Below are 23120 nucleotides of genomic sequence, written 5' to 3' on the forward strand. Positions count from 1 at the left end.
GGGCCACGTCGAAAAGACGTGGCCCTTTTGTTTATTCGAGGAGGTGGACTTCTTGGATTTCGAAAAGGTGATTTCCTTCTACAGAAAAGCCTCAAAGGTTGGTTACGCACCTTTTTTCTCTCCTGCCTTTGAGAAAATGGAAAGTGTGTCCGGTGAAAGTGACTTTTTCCTTGACAGAAAAGGGAATCTCTATCGTGTGCGGAGTGATTTCACAAAATCTGTGCTAAATCATAGAAAAAAACAGGCTTTCACTTCCAAAATGAAAGTGTGGTACGCGGACTTCGTCTACAGATATTTCGGAGAAGAGATGGTGGCGGAGTATCAACTCGGCCTTGAAAACATTCCAAGAGAATCCCTCAACGATACGTTCGAGGTGCTCGAGATCATAACAGAAAGTGTGCTTGAGATGTTCACCGGGCCACTGATAGTGGAAATAGGTCACACGAAGGTCTATGAAGATTTGCTGAGGACCGTCCCAAAGGATATTCACGAGAAGGTGCTCAATCTGATCGACACAAAGAACCTCGCGGAGATAGAGTTCCTTTCTCGAATGAAAGGTATCGATCTTTCTCGAATAGAAAAGATCATAGAGGACAGCATATACAGACGATCTCCCGAAAACCTTGAGGGGATGAATCTTCCCTCTTCTGTGAAAGAAGACCTCCTTTCCGTTTCTTCCTTCCTTCAGCGAAGATTTCCGAGTGTCCTTGTTGAAGTGGATCTCACTCTGGCAAGGACCATAGAGGAGTACAGCGGTGTGATCTTCACCATCTATGACACATCGGCCTCCAAACTCGTGGCAGCCGGCGGTGAGTATTCGATAAACGGAGAAAAGGGTGTGGGAGGATCCATCTTTCTGGAGGGGAAAACATGTTGAAACTCGCGATTCCAAAAGGAAGACTCGAAGAAAAGGTAATGGAGTTGCTCAAAAAAGCAGGATACACTTTCCAAAAAGAGTCCTCCATCCTTCGTGAAGGAGAGGACGTAACCTGCTTCATGGTGAGACCGTTTGACGTTCCGACGTATCTCACCTACGGAGTAGCGGATATAGGTTTTTGTGGCACGGACGTGCTCCTTGAGAAGGAAACAAGCCTCATACAGCCGTTCTTCATCCCAACGAACGTGAGCAGGATGGTGCTGGCAGGGCCGAAAGGAAAGAAGATTCCAGAGGGCGAAAAGAGAATAGCCACCAAGTTTCCAAACATCACAAGAAGGTACTGTGAATCCAGGGGCTGGCACTGCAAGATCATACCGCTGAAAGGATCCGTGGAACTTGCACCAATAGCCGGGCTTTCCGATCTCATCGTCGATATCACAGAAACGGGAAGAACCCTCCGGGAGAACGATCTTGAAGTCCTCGATGAAATATTCATCATAAGAACCCACGTTGTGGTGAATCCCGTGAGTTACAGAACGAAAAGAGAAGAAGTGATCTCCTTTCTGGAAAAACTCCAGGAGGTGATGAAAAATGATAATCATGAGAAATCCCACCGATGAGGACATTCTGAAACTCCTTGAGAGAAGAATGAAGGCCGCCTCAGAAGTGGAAGAGATCGTCAAGGAGATCATAAAAAGGGTGAAAAACGAAGGGGACAGAGCCCTCGAAGAGTATCTGAAGCGTTTTGAAAAATACCCTCTTAGCGTGAGAGAACTTCTTGTCTCAGAAGAAGAAATGGCAGAAGTGAGTGTAGAGAAAGATTTCATCGAAACCGTGAAAATCGTGATAGAGGATCTGAAAGAGTTCCATCAAAGGCAGAAAGAGACTTCCTTTTTCTTCACAACCGATGGTGGAAGTTTTCTTGGCGAGATGGTGGTTCCTCTTGAGAGCGTTGGGATATACGTTCCCGGAGGAAAAGTCCCGTACTTTTCCACCCTTCTCATGTGCGCCGTTCCTGCCATTGTGGCAGGTGTTGAAAGAATCGTCGTCACCACTCCACCCGATGAGAAGGGAAAAGTGTCCCCTTACATCCTGAAGGTGTGTGAAATTCTGGGTCTGAAAGAGATCTACAAGATGGGAGGAGCACATGCGATTGCTGCCCTCTCTTACGGAACAGAGACGGTGAAACCCGTTGACAAGATCGTGGGACCGGGTGGGGTTTTTGTTACACTCGCGAAGAAACTCGTTTATGGAGACGTGGGGATCGATTCCATAGCGGGTCCAAGTGAGATCACGATAATCACAGACGGAAGCGTTCCTTTAGACTTTGTGGCAGCGGATTTTCTGTCCCAGGCTGAACACGATGAAAACGCCATGAGCGTGGTCATAACGACCTCGAAAGAAGTTTTCGAGAAACTTCCAGGGGTCATAGAAGAGCATCTTCAATCCCTTCCTGAAGAGAGAAGGAAAACCGCCGAGATATCCACGAGCAACTTCGGAATCATCGTATTCACCGACGATCTGAAAAGGGCCTTTGAGATCTCCAACCTCATCGCCCCAGAACATCTGGAAATACTCGTGGAAAAACCCTTCGAAGTTCTGAGTTATGTGAAGAACGCAGGTTCCGTGTTCCTTGGAAGGTACACCTGCGAATCCGTGGGAGACTACGGTGCGGGGCCAAACCATGTGCTTCCCACGTTCAGGTCCGCAAGGTTTTCTTCTGGACTCAGGGTTTCTGATTTCACAAAGAAGATCTTCGTCACCCACTTTTCCGAGGAAGATTTCAAGAAGAAAAGTGTGCTCTACTCCAGAATGGCACGATGGGAAGGCTTTGAGGCACACGCGAGGGCTGTGGACGTGAGGAGGGAATCGCTGTGAATCCCGTTGATCTGATCATAAAAAGGGCTTACCCGTACGAGACAGAGAAGAGAGACAGGATCTACCTCGCCCTGAACGAAAATCCGTTTCCCTTTCCGAAAGAACTCACAGAGGAGGTCTTCAGAAAACTCGAAGGCGACAAGATGAGAATATATTACGATTCTCCGGACGAAGAACTCATCGAAAAGATTCTTGAATATCTCGATGCCGATTTTTTGAGAGAGAATAACGTGTCGATCGGAAACGGTGCCGACGAGATCATATACGTGATGATGCTCATGTTCGAACGAGCGGTTTTCTTCCCCCCCACCTACAGCTGTTACAGAATTTTCGCGAAGGCGGTTGGTGCAAAGTACCTCGAAATTCCTCTCACGAAGTATCTGAAAATACCAGAAGTCGATGTTGGAGAGGGAGACGTTGTCTTCATCCCAAATCCCAACAACCCGACGGGTCATGTCTTCGAAAGGGAGGAGATCGAAAAGATCCTGAAAAAAGGAGCGTTCGTTGCTCTGGATGAAGCCTACTACGAATTCCATGGAGAAAGCTACATCGACCTTTTGAAAGAGTACGAAAATCTTGCCATCATCAGGACATTTTCCAAGGCGTTTTCTCTCGCTGCTCAGAGGATCGGATACGTCATCTCCTCTGAAAAGTTCATCGACGCGTACAACAGAGTGAGACTGCCGTTCAACGTGAGTTACGTCTCCCAGACCTTTGCGAAGGTGGCGCTGGAACACATCGATATCTTCAAAGAGCGGATAGAATACATCGTCTCGGAGAGGGAGAGAATGAAAAAAGCACTGAAGGAGCTGAACTATTCCATTTCCGACTCGCGCGGGAACTTCGTTTTCATATTCATGGACAGAAAAGAGCAGAACAAACTGATAGAACAGCTCCGGCAGAAGAACATAGCAGTTCGAAGTTTCAGAGAAGGTGTTAGAATCACTATCGGAAAAAGAGAAGAGAACGAAACTATTCTGAAAGAACTGGAGGTGTTCAGATGACGGTGGAAAGGATAGAAAACGGTGTCATTGTTCAAAGAAACACGAAGGAGATAGAGATCTCCATAACACTGGACACGGTTCACGGAAAACTCGAAGGAAGCACCGGTGTGAACTTCTTCGATCATCTTTTGAACACTTTCTGTCACTATTCGGGACTGGGTCTCAGGGTGAGCACCTGTGAGAGCAAAGACGGTATCCTTCACCATCTGATAGAGGACTTTGGAATCTCCCTGGGACAGGCGTTCAGGGAGCTCTTCGACTACACGAAGGTGAAAAGGTTCGGCGAGGCCTCCGTTCCTATGAACGAGGCGCTCATAGGATGTTACGTGGATCTCTCTGGAAGGCCCTTCTTCCAGAAGAATTTTGAATTCTCCGTGGAGAAGATAGAGGACATGCCCGTTGAAGGTTTCGAGGAGTTCATGAACGGCTTTGTCAACCATGCAAGGATCACAGTTCACTTCTTCAAGTTCTTTGGAAAGAACGACCATCACATCTCCGAATCTGCCATGAAGTCCTTTGGGCTTGCAATCGCCCGTGCACTGGAAAGATCGGACACCAGAACCACCAAGGGTGTGATAGATTGAGGATCGGAATAATTGCCGTTGGCCCCGGCAACATCATGAACCTCTACCGAGGAGTGAAAAGAGCGGCCGAGGGCCTTGAAAACGTCTCCATAGATCTGGTAGAAAATCCTCAGAAAGATCTGTACGACCTTCTCTTCATTCCCGGTGTTGGGCACTTTGGAGAAGGAATGAGAAGGTTGAAAGAAAACGGCCTGATCGACTTCATAGAAGAACACGTGGAAGACGGAAAGTACGTTGTCGGTGTCTGTCTTGGTATGCAACTTTTGTTCGAAGAAAGCGAAGAGGCACCGGGTGTGAGAGGGCTTTCCCTGATAGATGGAAACGTTGTGAAACTGAAAAGCAAAAGACTTCCCCACATGGGATGGAACGAGGTGATCTTCAAGGACACCTTTCCGAGCGGATACTATTACTTCGTTCACACTTACAGGGTCGTGTGTGAAAAGGACTACGTTCTGGGAACGACAGAGTACGACGGGGAGATCTTTCCTTCATCCGTCAGAAAAGGAAAAATACTCGGTTTCCAGTTCCATCCGGAGAAGAGTTCGAAGATAGGAAAGAAACTCCTCAGGAAGGTGATCGAATGCTCGTCATCCCGGCCATAGACCTGTACAGAAAAAAGGTCGTGAGGATGGTCAAGGGTAAAAAGGAAAACACGATATTCTACGAGAAGGATCCCATTGAACTTGTGGAAAAACTCGTCGAGGAGGGATTTTCTCTCATCCACGTGGTGGATCTTTCAAGAGCCATAGAGGAAAGCGATGAAAACCTGCCGGTTCTGGAAAAACTCTCATCCTATGCCGATCACATTCAAATCGGCGGTGGAATAAGGATACTGGAGTACGCAAAAAAACTCCTCGGAATGGGATTCAGAAGACAGATCGTGAGTTCAAAGGTGCTGGAAGATCCCTCTTTCCTGAAGAAGTTAAAAGAAATCGGAGTGAATCCAGTCTTCAGTCTCGACACAAGAGAAGGGAAGGTGGCGTTCAAGGGCTGGCTGGATGAAAAAGACATCGATCCTGTTTTTCTTGTGAACAGATTGAAAGAGTTCGGCCTTGAAGAGATCGTCCACACGGAGATAGAAAAGGATGGCACCCTGAAAGAGCACGATTTCTCTCTGACGGAAAGGATCGCCCTGGAAACGGGTGTGAAAGTGATAGCAGCGGGTGGTATCTCCTCAGAACGTTCCCTAGAGGAGGCTCTTGAGGTCCACAGAAGAACGAACGGTCTTTTGAAGGGTGTGATCGTGGGAAGAGCGTTTCTGGAAGGCACCCTCACAGTCGAGGTGATGAAAAGGTATGCTTGCCAAGAGAATAATAGCGTGTCTTGATGTGAAAGACGGTCGCGTGGTGAAGGGTACGAACTTTGAAAACCTCAGAGACAGTGGAGATCCCGTTGAACTGGGAAAGCTTTACTCCGAGATAGGAATAGACGAACTCGTCTTTCTGGACATCACCGCGTCTGTGGAAAAGAGAAAAACGATGCTCGAACTGGTGGAGAAGGTGGCAGAACAGATCGACATTCCCTTCACTGTGGGTGGAGGAATACACGATTTCGAAACGGCATCGGAACTCATCCTCAGAGGTGCGGACAAAGTGAGCATCAACACCGCTGCGGTGGAAAAACCGGATCTCATCACCAGGATCGCCGAAACCTTCGGAAGCCAGGCGGTCGTTGTGGCGATAGATGCAAAGAGGATGGACGGTGATTTCATCGTCTTCACCTACTCGGGAAAGAAAAACACCGGTATTCTCCTCTCGGACTGGGTCCGTGAGGTGGAAAGAAGGGGAGCCGGAGAGATACTTCTCACCAGCATCGACAGAGACGGTACGAAAATGGGATACGACACGGAGATGATCGAATTCGTAAGACCGCTGACGAACCTTCCCATCATCGCTTCGGGTGGTGCGGGAAAGATGGAGCATTTTCTTGAGGCGTTCCGGGCCGGTGCGGATGCTGCACTTGCGGCGTCTGTGTTTCATTTCAGAGAGATCGATGTGATGGAACTCAAAAGATTTCTCAGAGAAAACGGTGTGAACGTGAGATTGGAGGGAATGTGATGGAACTCTATCCCGTGGTGGTTCAGGAGAGAACAACCGGCGAGGTGCTGATGCTCGCTTACGCGAACAGAGAGGCACTGGAGCTCACGAAGAAAACGGGATACGCTCACTTCTTCTCCAGAGAAAGACAAAAGATCTGGAAAAAGGGAGAGACCTCTGGAAACACCATGAGGGTTGTGGAAATAAGGAGAGACTGCGATGATGATGCGTACCTTTATATCGTGGACTTTCCGGAGGAGAAGGTGGCGTGCCACACAGGAAACAGGTCCTGCTTCTTCAAGGTGGAACACAGATTCGAAGAGACAGGCTCTCCCACCTTCTGGCTTGAGCTGTACAGACTGGTGAGAGAAAGAAAAGAAGAGATGCCAGAGGGATCCTACACCGTAAAACTCTTTAAAGAAGGAAAGGGAAAGATCGCAAAGAAGTTCGGAGAAGAAGCAGTCGAGGTGATAACTGGCTACCTTCAAAACGACAGGGAAAACCTCGTCTGGGAGATAGCCGACATGGTGTATCACCTCACGGTCCTCATGGTCGAGGCGGGGATCACCGTTCAGGATGTGATGAAGGAACTGGAAAAGAGAAGAAAGTGATCAGCCAAACTCTTCCGGAGGATCGGAAAGTCCAAATTCGTGCAAAATCGCCTTCACGATACGATCTGATGCTTTTCCGTCTCCAAAAGGGTTCACCGCCCGTGCCATCTTCTGGTAGAGTCCTTCATCGGTGAGGAGTCGTTCTGCGATCTCGAATATCCTTTCTTCTTCCACACCACCGAGGACGGCAACACCCGCCTCTATAGCCTCGGGCCTTTCTGTCTCCCTTCGAAGTACGATGACCGGCTTTCCAAGGGCCGGCGCTTCCTCCTGTATCCCACCAGAATCTGTCATGATGAGATAGCATCTTGCCATCAGATTGTGCATGTCTATCACGTTCACCGGGTCGATCAAAAGCACCCTTTCCGTGTCTCCGAGGATTGGAAACACGATTTCCCTGACGGCGGGGTTCATGTGAACCGGATAGATCACCTTCACATCGTCGAACCTCTCAACGATTCTCTTCACCGCCCTGCATATGTTCTTCAGGGGTTCTCCTATGTTTTCTCTTCTGTGTGAGGTGAGAAGGATGTATCTTGCAGAAGAGAAATCCTCATTTCTGAGAACGGGATTTTCAAAGACGTAATTGTCCCTCACGGTGTACCTGAGGGCGTCGATCACCGTGTTTCCCGTCACGTAGATCTTTCCCATAACGTTTTCCTTCAAAAGATTCTCTCTGTTCCTCTTCGTGGGAGCAAAATGCAGAGTTGCAAGAACGCCAGTGAGCCTTCTGTTGATCTCTTCAGGAAAAGGTGAGTACCTGTCGTTCGTTCTCAGCCCCGCTTCGACATGGCCAACGGGTATTCTGTGATAGAAGGCTGCAAGCGCCCCGACGAACGTGGTCGTTGTGTCTCCCTGAACCAGAACAACGTCGGGCTTCACCTCTTTGATCAGGTTGTAGAGGCCAGAAAGGGCGTTCACCGTTATATCGGAGAGGGTCTGCCTTTCTTTCATGATGTTCAGGTCGTAGTCTGGTTCTATGTTGAAGACCTCGAGCACCTGATCGAGCATCTCCCTGTGCTGGGCCGTCACACAGACAACACTCTCCACGTTTGACTCTTTCTCGAGTTTTTTCACCAGTGGAGCCATCTTTATTGCCTCGGGCCTTGTGCCGAAAATGCTGAGAACTCTGATCACGTTCTACACCTCCTGTTAAAATTGTACACGAGGAGGTGAAACGGTGAAAGCACTGATCCTGGCTGGAGGATCTGGAGAAAGATTCTGGCCTTTTTCCACTCCGGAAACTCCAAAACAGTTCCTCAAACTTTTCGGTGACAAAAGTCTCATAAGGTGGACATTCGAGCGCGTTTTGAAAAGGCTCGACCCGAAAGACGTGATCGTTGTAACCCACAGAGACTACGTCGAAAGAACAAAAGAAGAACTTCCAGAACTTCCACCGGAGAACATCATCGCAGAACCATTGAAGAAGAACACCGCTCCCGCGTGCTTTGTCGGAACAAAACTTGCCGAAGATGATGAGCCCGTTCTGGTCCTGCCGGCAGATCACAGAATTCCCGATGTGGAGAAATTCTGGGAAACTGTGGAGAAGGCACTCAAAGCTGTGAAAAAGTATGGAGGTCTTTTCACGTTCGGTATCGTTCCGACAAGACCGGAGACTGGTTATGGATACATAGAAGTTGGGAAAGAACTGGAAGACGGTGTGCACGAGGTTGTCCAGTTCAGAGAAAAACCCGATCTTGAGACTGCAAAGAGATTCCTGGAGAGTGGAAGGTTCCTCTGGAATAGTGGGATGTTTCTCTGGAAGGCAAAAGAATTCATCGAGGAGGTAAAGGTTTGTGAACCTGCCATATACGAACACCTGAAGGATGTGGATCCGAGGGATTTCGAAGCGATGAAGAAAGCCTACGAGAAGGTCCCGTCGATCAGTGTGGACTACGCGGTCATGGAAAGGTCAAAGAAGGTTCGCGTTGTGAAAGCAGATTTTGAGTGGTCCGACGTTGGGAACTGGTCCTCGGTGAGAGAGATAGAGGGTTACACAGAGGAATCGGAGAATGTGGTACTCGTGGACAGCGAACGTGTCTTCGTGAAACCCCATGACAAACCAATAGCCATCGTGGGTCTTTCGGATGTGATCGTGATCGACACTCCCAACGGGATATTGATCTGCAAAGAAGAACACGCACAGAAAGTGAGGGAAGTGGTCAGGAAACTCTTTCGTACCTCCTGAGAAAGAGAAAGACGAGAAGAGAAACGACCATAGGAACCAGTCCAAAGATTCTGTACGCGCCGATCATACCAAGGCTTTCTGCGAGTATTCCACCGGTGGACGATCCAACGAACGGCCCTATTCCCATGGCGATCCAGAAGTATTTTTGTGCTCTGATCCTTGCGGGACCGAACGTGCGAATGAGTGACATCATGGAGTAATAGATCACGATGTAGGTCCAGCCCTGAAGCAACTGCACCATCAGGAGAGAAGACGGAGAATTCGCCATGGTAACGAGAAGATTCCTGAGACCAACAACGAACACCCCTGACGAGAGCAAGAAACCCACACCGAGTTTTCCCACGATCTCATCGGCCCATAGAAGAAACGGTGTCTCCGTGATGGCCATCAAAGAAAGTGCTAGACTCGCAAGAGAGACATCGTATCCCCTCTCTTCTATCAGAACGGGCAGAAAAACGAAGTTGAAGTTGTTTGCAGCTATACCAAAGATCACCACCGGAAGAAGAAGCCAGAAGAAGATCGGCAAGGGCTTTTTGCTCCTGCTCTTTTCTTCGTCTCCCAGTTCAACCTCGTCCACTTTCTTCAAAACAAAAAAGGTGAGTATCATGAGAGATGCAAAGACAACGAATATCACAACGTATCCTATTCTGATCAACGCACTCATCAACAGTGCCGTGAAAGAAAAACCGAACGTTCCAAAGAGTCTGATCCTGCCGTAGTTCATCCTCGACTGGTGCGTGATGTCTACGATCACAGACTCTGCAAGAGGCGCCGTTGCTGAAAAGAAAAAGGCAAAGATCGCCATGAAGAGAAGCTTCACATAGAACTCTTCGAAGAGAAAAAGGCCCCACAGAAGAAATCCAGCGGACAGGATTACTCTTTTCAACCAGTTCACTCTTCCAATAGCGGAGGCGATCTCGAAATTCAGGTGATTTGCATAAAGAGAGGAGATGGGCATGATTGCCATCAAAAGGCCGATCTGAGACTTTGCAAGTCCCTCGCTTGCGAGGAATTGGCTCAAAAGTGAATAAACCGCCATCGATCCGTACACGAGAAATTCTATCGATACGAGTCTGTATCGCACAGAATCCCTCCTCGCACAGGAAAGATTGTAGCACGATGATTCGCATTCAGAACTTTTCAGTTCTGTGAGAAACAGTTGAAAGTACCTCCAGTCTGTAGTAAAATAAATTTGGACCAAATAGGTAGAAAATGGAGGTGAAAAGGTGCAGCACCTGAAAATTAAAATCTACACGACGCCGACCTGTCCATACTGTAGAAAGGCAAAAGAGTACTTCAGATCCCTGGGATTGAAATTCAAAGAGGTGGATGTTACGAAGAATCCAAGAGAAGCAGAACTCATGGTGAAAAAGACGGGACAGATGGGAGTTCCCGTGATCGAAATCGGAAACAAGATAGTCATCGGATTCGACAAGGCAAAGATCGACAGACTCCTTGGAATATCTTAAGCGGGGACAGCCCCGCTTTACTCTTTCAACATGCCCCTCTTTACGATCTTCAGCATCACTTTCACTTCCTCAACAAGGTTTCTGGTATCTTTCTTCAACTGATCTGGCCTTCCCTGATAGGTTCTGAGATAAATCTCTTCAAACCCCTTGAAAAACCACATCAGAAATTTCAGCGCCACTTCTTCAGTTACACCTTCTGCTAGTTTCAGGTCCTCCAGTTTCTCTCTCACAAAACCGAAGAACTTTCCCTGTGCTTTTTCAAGATCGGAGAGGATCTTTCTTCTCAGATTCTCGTTTACACCAACAAGCGTCACCAGAAAGTCCGTCTCCTCGGGATGGTTTGCAGAATACTCCAGTTTTTTCTCCATCCACTTTTCCATGAAGTCGAAGATATCTCTGTTTTTGTTTTCCCTCAAGAAATTCTCAAACTCTCCCTGAAGTTTCTCAACGACGTACCTGTAAGCCTGATGGTAGAGATTTTCTTTACTTTTGAAGTGATGAAAGATCAAACCCTTGGCCACCCCCGCTCTTTCTGCGATCTCATCGGTTGTGGCCCTTTCATATCCTCTTTTTCCGAACACCTCTATCGCTGCTTTCAATATCGCTTCTTTCTTCGACAACACGATCCCTCCATCAGACGAGGATGTCCTTTCGTGAGAAAAAAGCAACTGTGATGATCAAAAGTGATACATTCACCAGCGCAAAGAAGAGCCCGGAGTATTCAGGAAATCCATATCTTATGATCTTTGAAGGGTCTGCGTAAGAGAAGGGGGTGAAGTACTTCAAAAATTCAGCAGAATCTGTGAGTTTTGAGATCATATTCAGCACGTACAGAACGAAGGTTGTGCCAAGACCGAGTGAAAGGGCGTTGTCTGATCTCAGGGCACCCACAAGAAAAGAGATGTTCATGAGGGTAATGTGAAGTATCGTCTGACTGAGAGCGAAAACGGTGAATCTACCTATCTCCACGGGAGATGAACTGTAGGCGTTTGCAAAGAAAAACAGACTCGTGAACAAAAGCACGTCAAAAATGAGGATGTGTATCAGTGACGAGGCAAATTTCGACAGGACCACTTCGTACCTTGTGATGGGTTTTGAGAGGAGAAACTCCATGGTCTTTTCGTTTTCTTCCCTTGAGATGCTTCTCACTCCGGTCAGGGACGCAAAAACTCCTCCCACAAGTGTCACATAGATACTCGACACCATCGCAAGATAGTTCATGATGTTGGAAAAGTCCATATCCTCCAGCCCAAAGAGTTTCACAAAGGCTTTCGGCATGACTCTTATCCATCTGGTTATGAGCTCTGTTTCTTTTGCCATGCTTGGATAGAACGCAGCGTACATGAACTGAAGAAGTATCAAGACAATCGTCCACGCGAGTGTACTTTTTATGTATCTCTTCAAATCCCATCTGAGAACGTTCATTTCTCTCCCTCCCTGTAGTAGGACATGAAGATCTCCTCAAGAGAAGGTTCCTCCACCCAGAAATCAGATGGTTTCAATCTCTGAAGAATTTCTATGAGTTTCTCTGTTGTTCCAGAGAAAAGAAACTCCGCAACGCTGTTTTCGATCTTCAGGTGAACCACTTCAGGGAGTTTCTCCAGCATCTCAAAGTTTCCCTCTCTGATCCTTACTACCTTGTACTTTTCTTTCTTAAGGTTCTCCACACTTTCTATCTTGACGATCCTTCCGTTCTTTATCATCGCAACCCGATCGCAGAGTCTCTCGACCTCGCTGAGTATGTGGGAAGAGAAGAAGATCGTGGTGCCTCTTTCTTTCTCCTCCTTCAAGATCTCGAAGAATGTGCTCTGAACGATGGGATCAAGGCCGTTCGTTGGCTCATCCAGGATGAGAAGTTTTGGCCTGTGCATCAGAGCCTGAACGATCGCTACCTTCTTTCTGTTTCCCATGGAAAGTTCTCTGATACGTTTTCCCGTGTCCAGCGAAAAGATGTTGCATAGTTTTTTCACGTAGCTCTCATCAACGCTTTCGTAAAAACTCGATGAGTACCTGAGAAACTCCTCCACCGTCACCTCGGGATAGAAACTCACCTCTCCTGGAATGTAACCAACACCCTTTCTGATCTCTTTTCCTTCTTTCACAACATCCCTGCCGAATATGCTGGCACGACCGGACGTCGGAAAGATTAGACCAAGAAGCAGTCTTATTGTGGTGGTCTTCCCGGCACCGTTTGGCCCGATGAAACCGAATATCTCTCCCTCTTCAACCGAAAAGGTCACACCTTCTACACCTCGGGACTTTCCGTAGTACTTGGTGAGATCTCTCACCTCAACTACCGACACCTTAACACCTCCCTGATTGACTGGTCAGTCAAATTATAACAAAATAAAATCAAGTAAGGTAAATCTCCTGAATTGAAAGCATTCATAATCGAAGAAACTCTAAAATTTTACTCTCGATCTTTTCCCTTTTCAGTTTTGCTATCCTCTCGAGTGAAAGCTCATCCTCAAGCCAGCGAATGAATTTGTACTCGAGATAGTAACCCAGGAACTGTTTCTCAAAAAGCTCATACCACGAACCAAAGAATGGATTCAGGGGTTCTTTTTCTCCTATTCTTCTCAAAAATTCCTGTTTGAGTAAAGCCTCGTTTTCTTCACACCAATCGAACCATTCATCTTCCTCAAAATGCCATGGTCTTCCAACTATCAAATCTTCGATCCTTTGGGCGAATCTTTCTGTATAGAGCCAGAACTTCTCGTCGTTTTCGAGCTCTTCCATGTTTTCTCTTCTCAAAGACCAATGAACCAGATGGCCAAATTCATGAGCAATTAATCCCTCGAGTTTATCGATCCATTCGAGATTAACAATTGCTTTCAGTCCAAAAAGAATGGAAGGCTTTCTCATAAAATCTGTTACCCAGCCAGCACCATTTTCTAGTCCAACGTAAATGACTATGTTGTAATCGTCAATTTCAAAATAATCTTTGATCCTTCGTTCAATACTGGGAATAATGTCCAGTAAATTTCTGTGAGCTAGTTCAAGATACTTCGTGTTTATATTTGCAAAGAACACCTGTGAATCTTTCCCAGTTCATTCCGTACCTTCTGCAGTCCCACTTTATTTTTTTCAAAAAGCTCCGGATACTGGCTAATATATTCCAGCCAGCTATTTTCACTTTCATCCTTTCTCATTCAACAAGCTGTTGAACGATAACAAGACCCATCTGGACAGTCTTTATCTCTGCAGCGAGGCCGTTCTCGTAGCATGATGCCCTGTAGCATTCCTGACCGTTGAAGTAGATGACAGAATCCACACCGTAGCTGCCGGGTTCATTCTGCCAGACAAAGCCGATGTCGGGTATTTCCAGAACCACATCCCTCTTCAAAAGATCGGGGTGTATGTAGAACGGCCCTATCGAAGGAAATCCTATCAATTCTGCTTTCTGTGGAAACGCAGTTCCCATGCTGTACGTGGCGCTGTATCTTGCGATATTTCCCTGGACCCCTAAAAATTCACTGCTCACACTACCCTGAAGAGCCATGAAACCAAACGCTGCAGAGTAAATATTGTAGGTGTGATTCTCCTGGGCCACAGGTGGAAAATCCTCATCAGGCCAGTCGATGTAGAAGTGTGTCAAATATTCTCCTCGAACGACACCTGATCCCTGATTCTGTCTTTCAAGAAATTGATATCTCTTAACAAGACCATCCTCTGAAATCCACACGGCCGTCGATGAGAAGTTGTCTGCGATTTCTATCCAGATAGAGTTGTCTATATCACGTCCACCCTGTACAACCGTTCCTTCATATACATCTGCGTTGTCGAGTGCGTCCTGAATCTCCTGAGGATGGACGAACACCGGAACGGGATTCAGCTCCGAAGTAAACATGATAGAGTAATCAGTTGGATGAATGAGTAATGTGATGCCTATTCCATAAGATACGTTGTTTTGAACATCCGTTACTATCAAAATTCTGTAGCCAGTTGCGTAGAGAGCACTTTCTCCGGACTGAGTACCTCCCTCGTGCTGGTAGACAACCACAAGACCCGGCCTAACCCATTCAGGAATGGGATATTTTGAAGAAAAGAGAAAGTCTGGCACCTGGGCGAAACACGAGACAAGGACAAGAACCACTAACAACATCACAAATTTTTTCATACTATCCCCCCTCCCCGGCGGACATTGTACGCTCGGGTGATCAACCTCACAACAACCAGCGTCAGAAGGGCAATCACCACTCCAAACAGGGCACCGTTCATGTCTATGAACACATCGTACAGTGAAGATCCTCTGTTGTGAAAAATCTGGTTGTACTCATCGAGAACGGCTATCAATGTAGGTAGAGACGTTCCCATCAAAATAGAAAACACATACTTTCTAAGATAAGTATAACTGAATACGAAAGAAAGAATACCCATTATAAAGTAAAGTCCAAAATGGGCTGATTTTCTGACAAGATCTTCCCCCGTTGGCTTCTTGTCAGGGAACCACCATTTTTCGAGTAGGGATCTCAAATTTTTGTACCATCTCGTCTGGGTGAAGTCGAGAACGTTATCTACCTTTTTGAGGAATTTATAGACGTTTCCGGACTGCCTTCCAGAAACATCGGGAGGCTGCGATGAAAAGTAAAAAACAAGACCGATCCACATCAGTATTAGGGTTAGAACCAGAAAAGACCTTTTCATCCTACCACCTCAACAGGAATTCTACCATCGTTTCATATTCCTAATAACTAAATGTTAAAATATTGTTGTATTCAAAAACTCAACAGGGGGTGCTCCTATGAATTTTCCACGATGTAAAACTGTGAAGAAGTCGCTTCCGATCTTTCTTGAGGGAGGAAACGAAGGTGTTTTATTCATCCATGGATACACCGGCTCTCCACACGATTTCGAGTACATGGCAAAGGAGGTAAACAGAGCCGGCTTTACTGTTTCTGTTCCGAGACTTCCAGGACACGGAACCTGCGGTGAGGATTTCCTGACGACAACCGCTCGAGACTGGCTGAGACGCGCCTTCGATGCATATTACGATTTAAAAGCCATATGCGATAGAGTCTATGTGGTGGGACTTTCCATGGGTGGTGTGATTGCTTTGATACTCGCATCTCAGATGAATCCTCTCAAACTGGTTACACTGGCTGCAGCAACTCATGTGTTCGACAAAAGAATAGTTCTCACACCGATTCTGAAGTTGTTTACGAAGAAGATGCCTCGTGAAAACATAGAAAAGTACGAAGACCCGGACATCGAATACCTGAGAAAAGAGTACTGGTCTTACAACTGGCCAAAACAGGCAGCTGAACTTTACAAACTCATGAAACTGGCAAGAAAAAGTGTTTCAAAGATCACATCAGACACTCTCGTCGTCGCAGCAAGAAACGACAACATGGTTCCCATGAAGGCAGCCGAGTTCATATACAACAACATCAGATCAGAAAAGAGGAAGCTTCTTGTTTTTGAAAAATCCGGTCACGTTCTGAGCAACGATGTGGAAAAGGAAGATGTCACCAGAGCAGTTATCGAGTGGCTGAAGGGGGAATGAAAATGGCAGTTATATTCATTCTGATTCTCATGGTTCTACTGAACGCGGATCAGATGGTGATGTCTCCAAACATAGGAGCGATAGAACAGGAATTCAACATCACGGATGCTCAGATAGGTCTCGTTGCTTCGTCTTTCACGGTGATAGGAGCCCTTGTGAGTCTCGTATGGGGGTACCTCGCCGACAGATACAGCAGAAAAAACCTGCTCATCTACTCCATTCTTGTCGGTGAGATTCCCTGTCTCATGAGCGCATTTTCTCATTCTTACGGTGAACTCTTTTTCTGGAGAGCACTCACCGGAATAGGTGTGGGAGCGTCCTTCCCCATCGTTTATTCGATGATAGGAGACATGTTCGACGAAGTGAAGAGAGGAAAAGTCGTGGCTCTCATATCTTCTGCGATCTCCATAGGAAGTGTTCTTGGAATGATCGTTGGAGGCTTTTTGGGACCGAAATACGGCTGGAGAGTTCCCTTCATCGTGGTTTCTGTTCCCAACATCGTCTTTGCGATCTTATCCGTTTTCGTTCTGAAAGAGCCAAGAAGAGGTGCTTTTGAAAAAGGAATTGGAGAGCTCGTTCAATCTGGGTATGAGTACCCGAAAGCACCAAAACTCTCTGATTACGCAAAACTCGTGAAGGTGAAAACGAATCTTCTTCTGTTCTTTCAGGGCATAGCAGGGACGATTCCCTGGGGTGCCATTCCTTATTTTCTCGTGGAATTCTTCAGAAGAGAAAGAGGTCTTTCGGTGGAGACGGCCACCCTCGTTTTCCTCGTGTTCGGTCTTGGAAATATCGTGGGGATCATCCTTGGAGGGCTGTGGGGAGCGAGCATCTACGTGAAATCCAGACCATTCCTACCGCTGTTTTGCTCGATCACAACCGCTCTTGGAACTTTCTTCACTGTTATGACCCTGGACTACACAGGAAGTCTTCTCGTGCTCATGTTACTTGGTTTCGTTGCTTCTTTCACCGCGAGCCTCACGGGCCCGAACGTGAAGTTCATGCTCTTGAACGTCAACGAACCCCAGGAGAGGGGAAGAATATTCTCCATATTCAACCTCACTGATTCGCTCGGAACGGGATTTGGAAAATTCGCGGGAGGAGTGATGTCCGTTGCACTTGGATCTCTTGGGGCTGCCTTGAAGGTCTCCGCGTACTTCTGGCTTATCTGTGCGGTGCTGCTTTTCGTTCTGGTTTTTTACTTTGCAAAAGACGTGGAAAGGCTTCAGAAGACCATGATAGAACTTGCCAAGAATTCCCAGACAAGATGAATCTCTGCTTTTCTTTGACAAACAGCAGTTAAAAATGATATACTGAGTTATCTCAATCAAAGGGAGATGTTTATAAGGTGTTTAGATTCGTTATCCTTCCATTGCTTCTTGTGGCCTCCCTTTCCGTTGCTCAAATTCCCACTTACCAGGAGGTCAGAAACGATTTTGGAATGGCAAAGGATTTTGCGAGTCTTCTCAAAATACCCGCTGAGGAGTACAGCTTCTTTGTTTCAGGAGCCTCCAATTTTCTCGATGTTCTCGATGTCAGTGAAGGAATCTCTTACTTGAAAGAAGGAAATTACGACAAGGCTTTCGAAAATTTCTCAAAAGTAGGCGTCTCCCAGATTGTGAACCTGATTCCTTACGTCAACACAATGCTCACCGTTCTAAGCTTCTCCCAGCCTTTCTGGGACAAAGTGGAAAAGTACGTTTTCGATCAGAGAATACAAGAGTCTTCGCAGAAATTTGTGAATTTGAAGATGAAAGAACTGGAAAAAATCCTCGAGGAAGATCCGCTCGCTTTCAAGGGAGAGGATTTCAAAAGATGGTTGGAGACAGATGATTCCATCGAAGTCAGAGATTTCCTTGAAGACATATTCGTAAACGAGGGAATGAAGCACGGACTCTACAACGTGGGAAACAAGGTTTTGAACGAACTCGACTTCGCATCCAAACCCTGGTATGAGAAACTGAAAAAGCTGTATTTGAACTTCTCCTACAAAGCGTACACAGTAGACGAAGTCAAGCACTTCTGGATCACACAGTGGAGGAGGGAACTTTTCAAACGTGGAGCGGAATACGTTCTCAAGAGAAAAAAAGAAGCGCTGAACTACTTTCTCTCAGAAAGCACCGTGAACATCACTCTAAAAATCAACAGCCCTGAAATGTTCGTTCTCACAGTTCCCGAACTCAACCTGAGTGCACAGGTACGGAAAGAACACAAGATCTCTTCTTCACTGAAAGATATGAAATCAAGACAGATCACCATCGTTTTGAAAGATCTCAAAGGCAACACTGTTTACACAAAGGTACTCGATGAGAAAGATCTCTTCTCAAGATACGATCCGTGGCTTTCAGACAAGAAGAGCACCTATTACGTTAAAACCGTCAACATAACTCCCACTTACAAGAGGGAAATTGTGAAAAATCTTCGCGTTCAACTTCCTGAGGAGGTCAAATCTGCCACGGTCACGATCAAGACTCAAAAAACAGATCTTCACGTTGAGAACTCTCCTTCTTTCTCTCTGTCAGACCTGGTTTTAACCCTGGACGAAGAAATAAGGGTGGAAGCCGAGATAGTCGATTCTGCCACAAAAACACATCTGATGGTTTACGAAACGTTTGTTCCATCGTCCGGCGAAATCGTGTTGGATGAACCGAAGATGTCCAAAATACAATTCGAAAGTGAAGAAGAGTACAGTGCGTACCTCAAAGAATTAAAGAAAGAATTCCTCGAGAATGTGGATGATCCAAACGCCGTGAAGGTATTTCGGAAAAAACTGGAGGAAGCCTTCTACGCTTTTCACGCTAACCCACTCGCTCGGTCTTCTTTTGAAGTCATCTCGTATTCGCGAAAATTCATAGGTGATGAATACAGACTCACGGACGAGGAATTTCTCTTCGAAAGTCTCGACGACGAATTCTCCTCCCTGAACCGGAAGTTTCAGGAAATCGATTCGGAATGGGGGAAAATCAGCTACAACGCTCGAAATCTCGAGCACATCTCTTCCAGAACACTCGATAAGGGAGCGGTCATACCGGCCTACTACAGGTACGTCGTACAGGCAAAAGAAGACCTCCAGAAAGAAATAGAAGAAATGAAAAGCAATCTTGAAGGAATTCTGAACAGATTCTCGGAAATTTTAGAGCAAGCAGAAGAACTCAGAAAGAATGTTGACCAAAAGATCGCACTCGATATTCTTTTCGAGACTCATCTGATCATGAAAACTTCACAATTGATAGGGAAAATTCAGGAGAAAATCGATGAAGCGATGAGCAGACTGAACGATCTGGAGAGTATGGAAATCAAAACCGAAGAATATCTCGATACCTTTTTGGCTCTGGTGAACAATACCTACAAAAAGGCGGAGATTTACAATACACTTGTCGATCAATGGAATCTTCTGATGAAACAGGGCGATGAGATAAAAAGGAGTATTGAAGAATTCAAACCCGAGTACGTTCATCATCTGACAGAGCTGATGAAATACGAAGGTATCAACCTCTTTTATCTGAGAGAAAACGAGCATCTTGGAGCGATCGGAATCGACGAGATAGCAGCCAGAACTCTCCAGGAGTTTCTGAAAGAAGAAGAGCTCGCAGAGCGATCTGAAGCGTTCAACCAAGCCGTGAGAAAGACTCGAGAACAAATACAACAGTATCACGTTTTTCACTATTACATCTCTTTGACAGACAACGACCTGAAAGTTGACAAGAACTACAGATTGGTCGGTAATTATTATCGCTATTCGATCGACTTCTTCGACAAAAATTTTCCGTACAAGAGCATAGGGATTTCACGTGAACTGGAAAACGTTCCTGAACTTTTGGAAAAGTTCTTTCGGCTCAGGGAGAAACTAGAAGGAGAAGATCCGGAAGGAGACAGATTGAGAAAAACACTCGAAAGACTCTACAGCCTGTCTTCGTTTGACACCGTAGAGGAATTCAACGCAATTATAGACGAATGGACAGATCTATACGAAGCCTACAAACAGGAAGATCCCTTCAAAACCAGCGTACTGTCTTACTCATACATAAACAAAGACGGTCGAACAGTTCAAAAAACATATCCAACCTATGACTTTCTGAGATGGCTTTCACAGAGAAACAGAAAAAATCAGGAGTACATCCTCAACAACTATCTCAGAAGAATCACTGACGATCCAACAAGGGAAGGTTACGAGATTCGAGATCCCAGTGCTATTCTCGAGAATCACCTGGTCGAAGCCACAATAAAAGCCCTCACGAACTACAAATCCGGAATAATGTCGGAAATAGATTCCCTCAAAAAAATGAGCAGGATGAAAAGAAAGAGGAAAGAGGAAGAGATACAGAAGAAAATCATGACAGATCCGTTCGCTGCCGTGGGAGCAAAAGTGCCAGAAGAAATCAAAGACTGGCTCTTGAGACGTTTGGACGTCACACACCCGGATCTCTACGAAGAGTGGAACAGAACCACCTCTGAACTTCAAGCGTATCTCGAGGAGGTGACAAAGCAGTGAAGAGGGGTATTTTGATCCTGTTTGTTCTTTTCTCGGCTGTGCTCTTCACTCAGAGCATCGACAAAGTTAGATTCGATTCCGGGAAATTTTTGGTTTTTGTGGGATCTGTGTCGAAAGAATCCGTTTCGTTCGAAGGAGTGGATCTGTGTTACATCGGGAACAACTACAACTACGTTGAAGATGCCATCATTGATGGAGAGAACATTCTCGAGATATACGCTTACAGGCGGGCAAGCGGAGATGGTTTCATCGTGAGGTACAGAAAAATCGACTCCAATGTCTGGGATTACAGAGAACCAACCTACAACAACATCTGGAACATTCCTTATGAAGATGTATCGCTCTACCATGGAGAACTGTACAGTCTCAACAACGACTTTCTGTTTCTCGGAAGTGTCGGGCTCGATGGAGAGAATTTTCTATATCTGATGAGAATCGACAAGGAAGGAAACATTCTCGATGAGAAAGAACTGGATTTCGAGAATTTTCTGATCAACGAAGCGAGCGAATCAGGAGTAGAATTTCTTGCCTACAAGAGCATCGGTTCTGGACATTCCTCTGCTTACCTCTGTCAGGTGTTCTCTTATTCAGGTTCTCTCTCTGAGAAAGGAAAACAGTTCAAGCTGGATTATCTTCCGGACTTTTTCGCAAACGGAAAGTACTACAGAGCTGAAGGATGGATGAACAGAGAGATGACCGTTTACGAGTTCGGAAAAAAGAAGAGGAAAAGAACGGTGAAGATTCCTTTCTCCATACCAAGCGGTGGCGGTGGATATCCGGTTCTCGGTCACACGGATGATTCTTTTTTCACTCTGGGCTTAGATTACTCAACGTCCCACACCGTCGTTATCGAAATCGGTTTGGATGGAAAATTGAAAAAGACCTTCGACCTCACAAAGGCCATCATGGAAAAGTACGGCCTTGAGAGCCTTGACTATTTCGAGATTGGAGAAAAGAGGATATTTCCTGTTCCCTGGAGCATAAATCTGATACATGAAAACAACAGGTTGCACATCTTTTACCTTCTTGGCTTCACCGCGTACAATTATTATCGCGGAATAATGGTCCAGAGAATCTCTGTGGAATGGTAGTTAGCTTTTCGAATTTCTTATAGTAAAATTTCAACTGTGATGCCATCACAGACAAAAACGCTGGAGGTATAACATGGATCTAAGAGTTCTTCTTTCAGGTCTTGCTTATTCCACGATATTCGGACTTTCTTTTCTTTTCACGAAGAACGCTCTCGATTATGTAACTCCCCTGACTTTTCTTTCATTGAGATTCATCGTGGCTTTTCTCTCTTACCTTCTCCTCTTGATAACTGGTGCTGTGAAGCTTGGAAAGAAACCCTACTGGAAGCTCTGGAAACTCGTCCTGTTCCAGCCTGTGCTTTACTTTCTTTTCGAAACGTACGGTCTTCAAAGAGTGAACTCCTCAGAAGCCGGTATGATAATCGCCCTGATCCCAGTTGTTGTCAACCTCCTTGCTCCTTTCATTCTCAAAGAAAAGGGAGATCTTCTTCACTACCTTCTTGTGGGAATGGGTTTTCTTGGAGTTTCATTTATAGTTGGTTTCAACATCACACCGGGAAACATCGCCGGGAAAGTCTTCATGCTCCTCGCCGTTCTCTCTGGAGCGATGTACAGTGTGTTCTCGAGAAAGTTTTCAAAGGAGTTCACGCCAACTGAAATCACCTTCTTCATGATGATGACCGGAGCAGTTTTCTTCACCCTTTTGAGTCTTTCAACGGGCGATTTCAGACCGGTGTTCAACGTTCATGTGGTAATCGGTGCCCTGTATCTCGGTGTTCTCTCTTCCACCGTCGCGTTTTTCCTCCTCAACTACGCCATAAGGAAAATGTCTCCCATCTTCACCACCCTCTTCTCCAACTTCACAACGGTGGTTTCTGTGATAGCGGGGGTTGTTTTCAGAAACGAAACGGTTGGCACTCAACAGATTGCAGGGATGGGATTGATAATATCTTCTCTGATAATCATGAGTCTCAGAAGGAGTTATAAAAGGCTATCAAGAGCGCAGAAACTTTAACGATCTAAAACTTTCAAACACCACCAGGAAGGCAAAGAAGTGGTAAAGAACGATGAATGTGCTCACAATGAACAGATGCGTTCCTGTAAGTTCAGTGTTTCCATGTGCAAGTCCACTTACGTTGGCATAGACTTGTGAAACGATCAGATTGAGAAGCGCCAGCGAAAGGGCCACTGCCAACCTTCTGAAATCTTTTTTCATCAGTGCAAGGACAACTACAACACCCAAACCTCCCACCAGTGTGAAAACGAAGAGCTCCGCCGGCATGAGAAAATCGTAGAGAAATTTTCCCCTCATCACAAGAACCAACAACGAGAGAAAGACAGGAATCGCAAGTGGAAGTACTGTCAGTGTCGAAAAGACAGTGCCGATAATTTTTGCAATTTTATCTCTATACATCTCACATCACCTCCGGCTATATACTAAACC

The 23120-nt window shown here is 46.0% G+C and carries 25 protein-coding genes; 16 read left to right on the forward strand and 9 right to left on the reverse strand.

The features are described 5' to 3' along the window. The first annotated feature begins 43 nt into the window (after positions 1-43). Genes TRQ7_RS08955 through hisIE form a run of 9 tightly spaced genes read left to right on the forward strand, consistent with a single transcriptional unit; the run spans position 44 to position 6990 of the window. Positions 44-877, forward strand: a complete 834-nt coding sequence (locus TRQ7_RS08955; protein ID WP_144399136.1) for an ATP phosphoribosyltransferase regulatory subunit — start codon at positions 44-46, stop codon at positions 875-877. Further along, positions 871-1497, forward strand: coding sequence for an ATP phosphoribosyltransferase (gene hisG / locus TRQ7_RS08960; RefSeq protein WP_015919989.1), 627 nt, complete (start codon positions 871-873; stop codon positions 1495-1497). The genes TRQ7_RS08955 and hisG overlap by 7 nt, the downstream gene beginning before the upstream one ends. Further along, positions 1469-2755, forward strand: a complete 1287-nt coding sequence (gene hisD / locus TRQ7_RS08965) for a histidinol dehydrogenase (RefSeq protein WP_041844488.1) — start codon at positions 1469-1471, stop codon at positions 2753-2755. The genes hisG and hisD overlap by 29 nt, the downstream gene beginning before the upstream one ends. Then, entirely contained in the window at positions 2752-3759 is a 1008-nt protein-coding gene (gene hisC / locus TRQ7_RS08970) for a histidinol-phosphate transaminase (RefSeq protein WP_015919991.1), read from the forward strand. The genes hisD and hisC overlap by 4 nt, the downstream gene beginning before the upstream one ends. Further along, positions 3756-4343 (forward strand): imidazoleglycerol-phosphate dehydratase, encoded by a 588-nt coding sequence (locus tag TRQ7_RS08975; RefSeq protein ID WP_015919992.1) that lies wholly within the window; start codon positions 3756-3758, stop codon positions 4341-4343. The genes hisC and TRQ7_RS08975 overlap by 4 nt, the downstream gene beginning before the upstream one ends. Then, on the forward strand, positions 4340-4945 hold the full coding sequence (hisH, locus tag TRQ7_RS08980) for an imidazole glycerol phosphate synthase subunit HisH (protein ID WP_015919993.1): 606 nt from the start codon (positions 4340-4342) through the stop codon (positions 4943-4945). The genes TRQ7_RS08975 and hisH overlap by 4 nt, the downstream gene beginning before the upstream one ends. Further along, positions 4924-5670, forward strand: coding sequence for a 1-(5-phosphoribosyl)-5-((5-phosphoribosylamino)methylideneamino)imidazole-4-carboxamide isomerase (hisA, locus tag TRQ7_RS08985; protein ID WP_015919994.1), 747 nt, complete (start codon positions 4924-4926; stop codon positions 5668-5670). The genes hisH and hisA overlap by 22 nt, the downstream gene beginning before the upstream one ends. Beyond that, a complete protein-coding gene (gene hisF, locus TRQ7_RS08990; RefSeq protein ID WP_038067887.1) occupies positions 5639-6400 on the forward strand; it encodes an imidazole glycerol phosphate synthase subunit HisF in 762 nt (253 codons plus the stop codon). The genes hisA and hisF overlap by 32 nt, the downstream gene beginning before the upstream one ends. Further along, on the forward strand, positions 6400-6990 hold the full coding sequence (gene hisIE, locus TRQ7_RS08995; protein ID WP_041844489.1) for a bifunctional phosphoribosyl-AMP cyclohydrolase/phosphoribosyl-ATP diphosphatase HisIE: 591 nt from the start codon (positions 6400-6402) through the stop codon (positions 6988-6990). Before hisF ends, hisIE begins: the two co-directional genes overlap by 1 nt. Here the strand turns inward: hisIE and wecB are convergent, their stop codons facing one another. Beyond that, positions 6991-8127, reverse strand: coding sequence for a UDP-N-acetylglucosamine 2-epimerase (non-hydrolyzing) (gene wecB, locus TRQ7_RS09000; RefSeq protein ID WP_041844490.1), 1137 nt, complete (start codon positions 8125-8127; stop codon positions 6991-6993). Positions 8128-8170: 43 nt separating this feature from the next. Here wecB and TRQ7_RS09005 point away from each other — a divergent pair, with 43 nt between their 5' ends. Next, on the forward strand, positions 8171-9178 hold the full coding sequence (locus TRQ7_RS09005) for a mannose-1-phosphate guanylyltransferase (protein ID WP_041844491.1): 1008 nt from the start codon (positions 8171-8173) through the stop codon (positions 9176-9178). Here TRQ7_RS09005 and TRQ7_RS09010 read toward each other — a convergent pair. Beyond that, entirely contained in the window at positions 9153-10262 is a 1110-nt protein-coding gene (locus TRQ7_RS09010; RefSeq protein WP_038067893.1) for an MFS transporter, read from the reverse strand. The two genes, TRQ7_RS09005 and TRQ7_RS09010, sit on opposite strands and share 26 nt — an antisense overlap. 142 nt (positions 10263-10404) lie before the next feature. Here TRQ7_RS09010 and TRQ7_RS09015 point away from each other — a divergent pair, with 142 nt between their 5' ends. After that, the gene (locus TRQ7_RS09015) at positions 10405-10647 is read left to right on the forward strand and encodes a glutaredoxin family protein (protein WP_004080491.1); all 243 of its coding nucleotides are present in this window, start codon (positions 10405-10407) and stop codon (positions 10645-10647) included. 17 nt (positions 10648-10664) lie between these two features. Here the strand turns inward: TRQ7_RS09015 and TRQ7_RS09020 are convergent, their stop codons facing one another. The 6 genes from TRQ7_RS09020 to TRQ7_RS09050 all read right to left on the reverse strand — a co-directional run bounded on the left by TRQ7_RS09020 (position 10665) and on the right by TRQ7_RS09050 (position 15294). After that, positions 10665-11270 carry a TetR/AcrR family transcriptional regulator gene (locus TRQ7_RS09020; RefSeq protein ID WP_144399138.1) on the reverse strand — a complete coding sequence of 202 codons (606 nt, stop codon included), beginning with the start codon at positions 11268-11270 and terminating at the stop codon, positions 10665-10667. Positions 11271-11280: 10 nt separating this feature from the next. Further along, positions 11281-12072: an ABC transporter permease subunit gene (locus TRQ7_RS09025; protein WP_015920001.1), complete on the reverse strand. Its 792-nt coding sequence runs from the start codon at positions 12070-12072 to the stop codon at positions 11281-11283. After that, positions 12069-12950 carry an ABC transporter ATP-binding protein gene (locus tag TRQ7_RS09030; protein WP_041844492.1) on the reverse strand — a complete coding sequence of 294 codons (882 nt, stop codon included), beginning with the start codon at positions 12948-12950 and terminating at the stop codon, positions 12069-12071. The genes TRQ7_RS09025 and TRQ7_RS09030 overlap by 4 nt, the downstream gene beginning before the upstream one ends. Before the next feature lie 82 nt (positions 12951-13032). Beyond that, entirely contained in the window at positions 13033-13680 is a 648-nt protein-coding gene (locus TRQ7_RS09820) for a hypothetical protein (protein ID WP_012311336.1), read from the reverse strand. 115 nt (positions 13681-13795) lie between these two features. Then, positions 13796-14767, reverse strand: coding sequence for a hypothetical protein (locus TRQ7_RS09760; RefSeq protein WP_012311337.1), 972 nt, complete (start codon positions 14765-14767; stop codon positions 13796-13798). Beyond that, entirely contained in the window at positions 14764-15294 is a 531-nt protein-coding gene (locus tag TRQ7_RS09050; RefSeq protein ID WP_012311338.1) for a VanZ family protein, read from the reverse strand. The genes TRQ7_RS09760 and TRQ7_RS09050 overlap by 4 nt, the downstream gene beginning before the upstream one ends. A 97-nt stretch (positions 15295-15391) precedes the next feature. Here TRQ7_RS09050 and TRQ7_RS09055 point away from each other — a divergent pair, with 97 nt between their 5' ends. The 5 genes from TRQ7_RS09055 to TRQ7_RS09075 all read left to right on the forward strand — a co-directional run bounded on the left by TRQ7_RS09055 (position 15392) and on the right by TRQ7_RS09075 (position 22691). Then, on the forward strand, positions 15392-16153 hold the full coding sequence (locus TRQ7_RS09055; RefSeq protein ID WP_038034140.1) for a carboxylesterase: 762 nt from the start codon (positions 15392-15394) through the stop codon (positions 16151-16153). A gap of 2 nt (positions 16154-16155) precedes the next feature. Then, positions 16156-17424 carry an MFS transporter gene (locus tag TRQ7_RS09060; RefSeq protein WP_041844493.1) on the forward strand — a complete coding sequence of 423 codons (1269 nt, stop codon included), beginning with the start codon at positions 16156-16158 and terminating at the stop codon, positions 17422-17424. Positions 17425-17501: 77 nt separating this feature from the next. After that, positions 17502-20645: a hypothetical protein gene (locus TRQ7_RS09730; protein ID WP_041844494.1), complete on the forward strand. Its 3144-nt coding sequence runs from the start codon at positions 17502-17504 to the stop codon at positions 20643-20645. Then, positions 20642-21736 carry a hypothetical protein gene (locus TRQ7_RS09070; RefSeq protein ID WP_012311342.1) on the forward strand — a complete coding sequence of 365 codons (1095 nt, stop codon included), beginning with the start codon at positions 20642-20644 and terminating at the stop codon, positions 21734-21736. Before TRQ7_RS09730 ends, TRQ7_RS09070 begins: the two co-directional genes overlap by 4 nt. A 73-nt stretch (positions 21737-21809) precedes the next feature. Beyond that, complete coding sequence (locus TRQ7_RS09075; protein ID WP_012311343.1) at positions 21810-22691, forward strand: DMT family transporter; 882 nt, start codon at positions 21810-21812, stop codon at positions 22689-22691. On the opposite strand, the gene TRQ7_RS09080 is transcribed toward TRQ7_RS09075, so the two are convergent. Then, on the reverse strand, positions 22671-23090 hold the full coding sequence (locus TRQ7_RS09080; RefSeq protein ID WP_012311344.1) for a hypothetical protein: 420 nt from the start codon (positions 23088-23090) through the stop codon (positions 22671-22673). The two genes, TRQ7_RS09075 and TRQ7_RS09080, sit on opposite strands and share 21 nt — an antisense overlap. Between the last annotated feature and the right edge of the window lie 30 nt (positions 23091-23120).

Source organism: Thermotoga sp. RQ7 (assembly GCF_000832145.1).
GTDB classification, from domain to species: domain Bacteria; phylum Thermotogota; class Thermotogae; order Thermotogales; family Thermotogaceae; genus Thermotoga; species Thermotoga neapolitana.

Coding starts and splice junctions, on each gene's coding strand:
- TRQ7_RS09050 (WP_012311338.1), bottom strand. CDS start 15,294: ATGAAAAGGTCTTTTCTGGTTCTAACCCTAATACTGATGTGGATCGGT.
- hisA (WP_015919994.1), top strand. CDS start 4,924: ATGCTCGTCATCCCGGCCATAGACCTGTACAGAAAAAAGGTCGTGAGG.
- hisF (WP_038067887.1), top strand. CDS start 5,639: ATGCTTGCCAAGAGAATAATAGCGTGTCTTGATGTGAAAGACGGTCGC.
- hisIE (WP_041844489.1), top strand. CDS start 6,400: ATGGAACTCTATCCCGTGGTGGTTCAGGAGAGAACAACCGGCGAGGTG.
- TRQ7_RS09075 (WP_012311343.1), top strand. CDS start 21,810: ATGGATCTAAGAGTTCTTCTTTCAGGTCTTGCTTATTCCACGATATTC.
- hisG (WP_015919989.1), top strand. CDS start 871: ATGTTGAAACTCGCGATTCCAAAAGGAAGACTCGAAGAAAAGGTAATG.
- TRQ7_RS09060 (WP_041844493.1), top strand. CDS start 16,156: ATGGCAGTTATATTCATTCTGATTCTCATGGTTCTACTGAACGCGGAT.
- TRQ7_RS08975 (WP_015919992.1), top strand. CDS start 3,756: ATGACGGTGGAAAGGATAGAAAACGGTGTCATTGTTCAAAGAAACACG.
- hisD (WP_041844488.1), top strand. CDS start 1,469: ATGATAATCATGAGAAATCCCACCGATGAGGACATTCTGAAACTCCTT.
- TRQ7_RS09055 (WP_038034140.1), top strand. CDS start 15,392: ATGAATTTTCCACGATGTAAAACTGTGAAGAAGTCGCTTCCGATCTTT.
- TRQ7_RS09080 (WP_012311344.1), bottom strand. CDS start 23,090: ATGTATAGAGATAAAATTGCAAAAATTATCGGCACTGTCTTTTCGACA.
- TRQ7_RS09025 (WP_015920001.1), bottom strand. CDS start 12,072: ATGAACGTTCTCAGATGGGATTTGAAGAGATACATAAAAAGTACACTC.
- TRQ7_RS09760 (WP_012311337.1), bottom strand. CDS start 14,767: ATGAAAAAATTTGTGATGTTGTTAGTGGTTCTTGTCCTTGTCTCGTGT.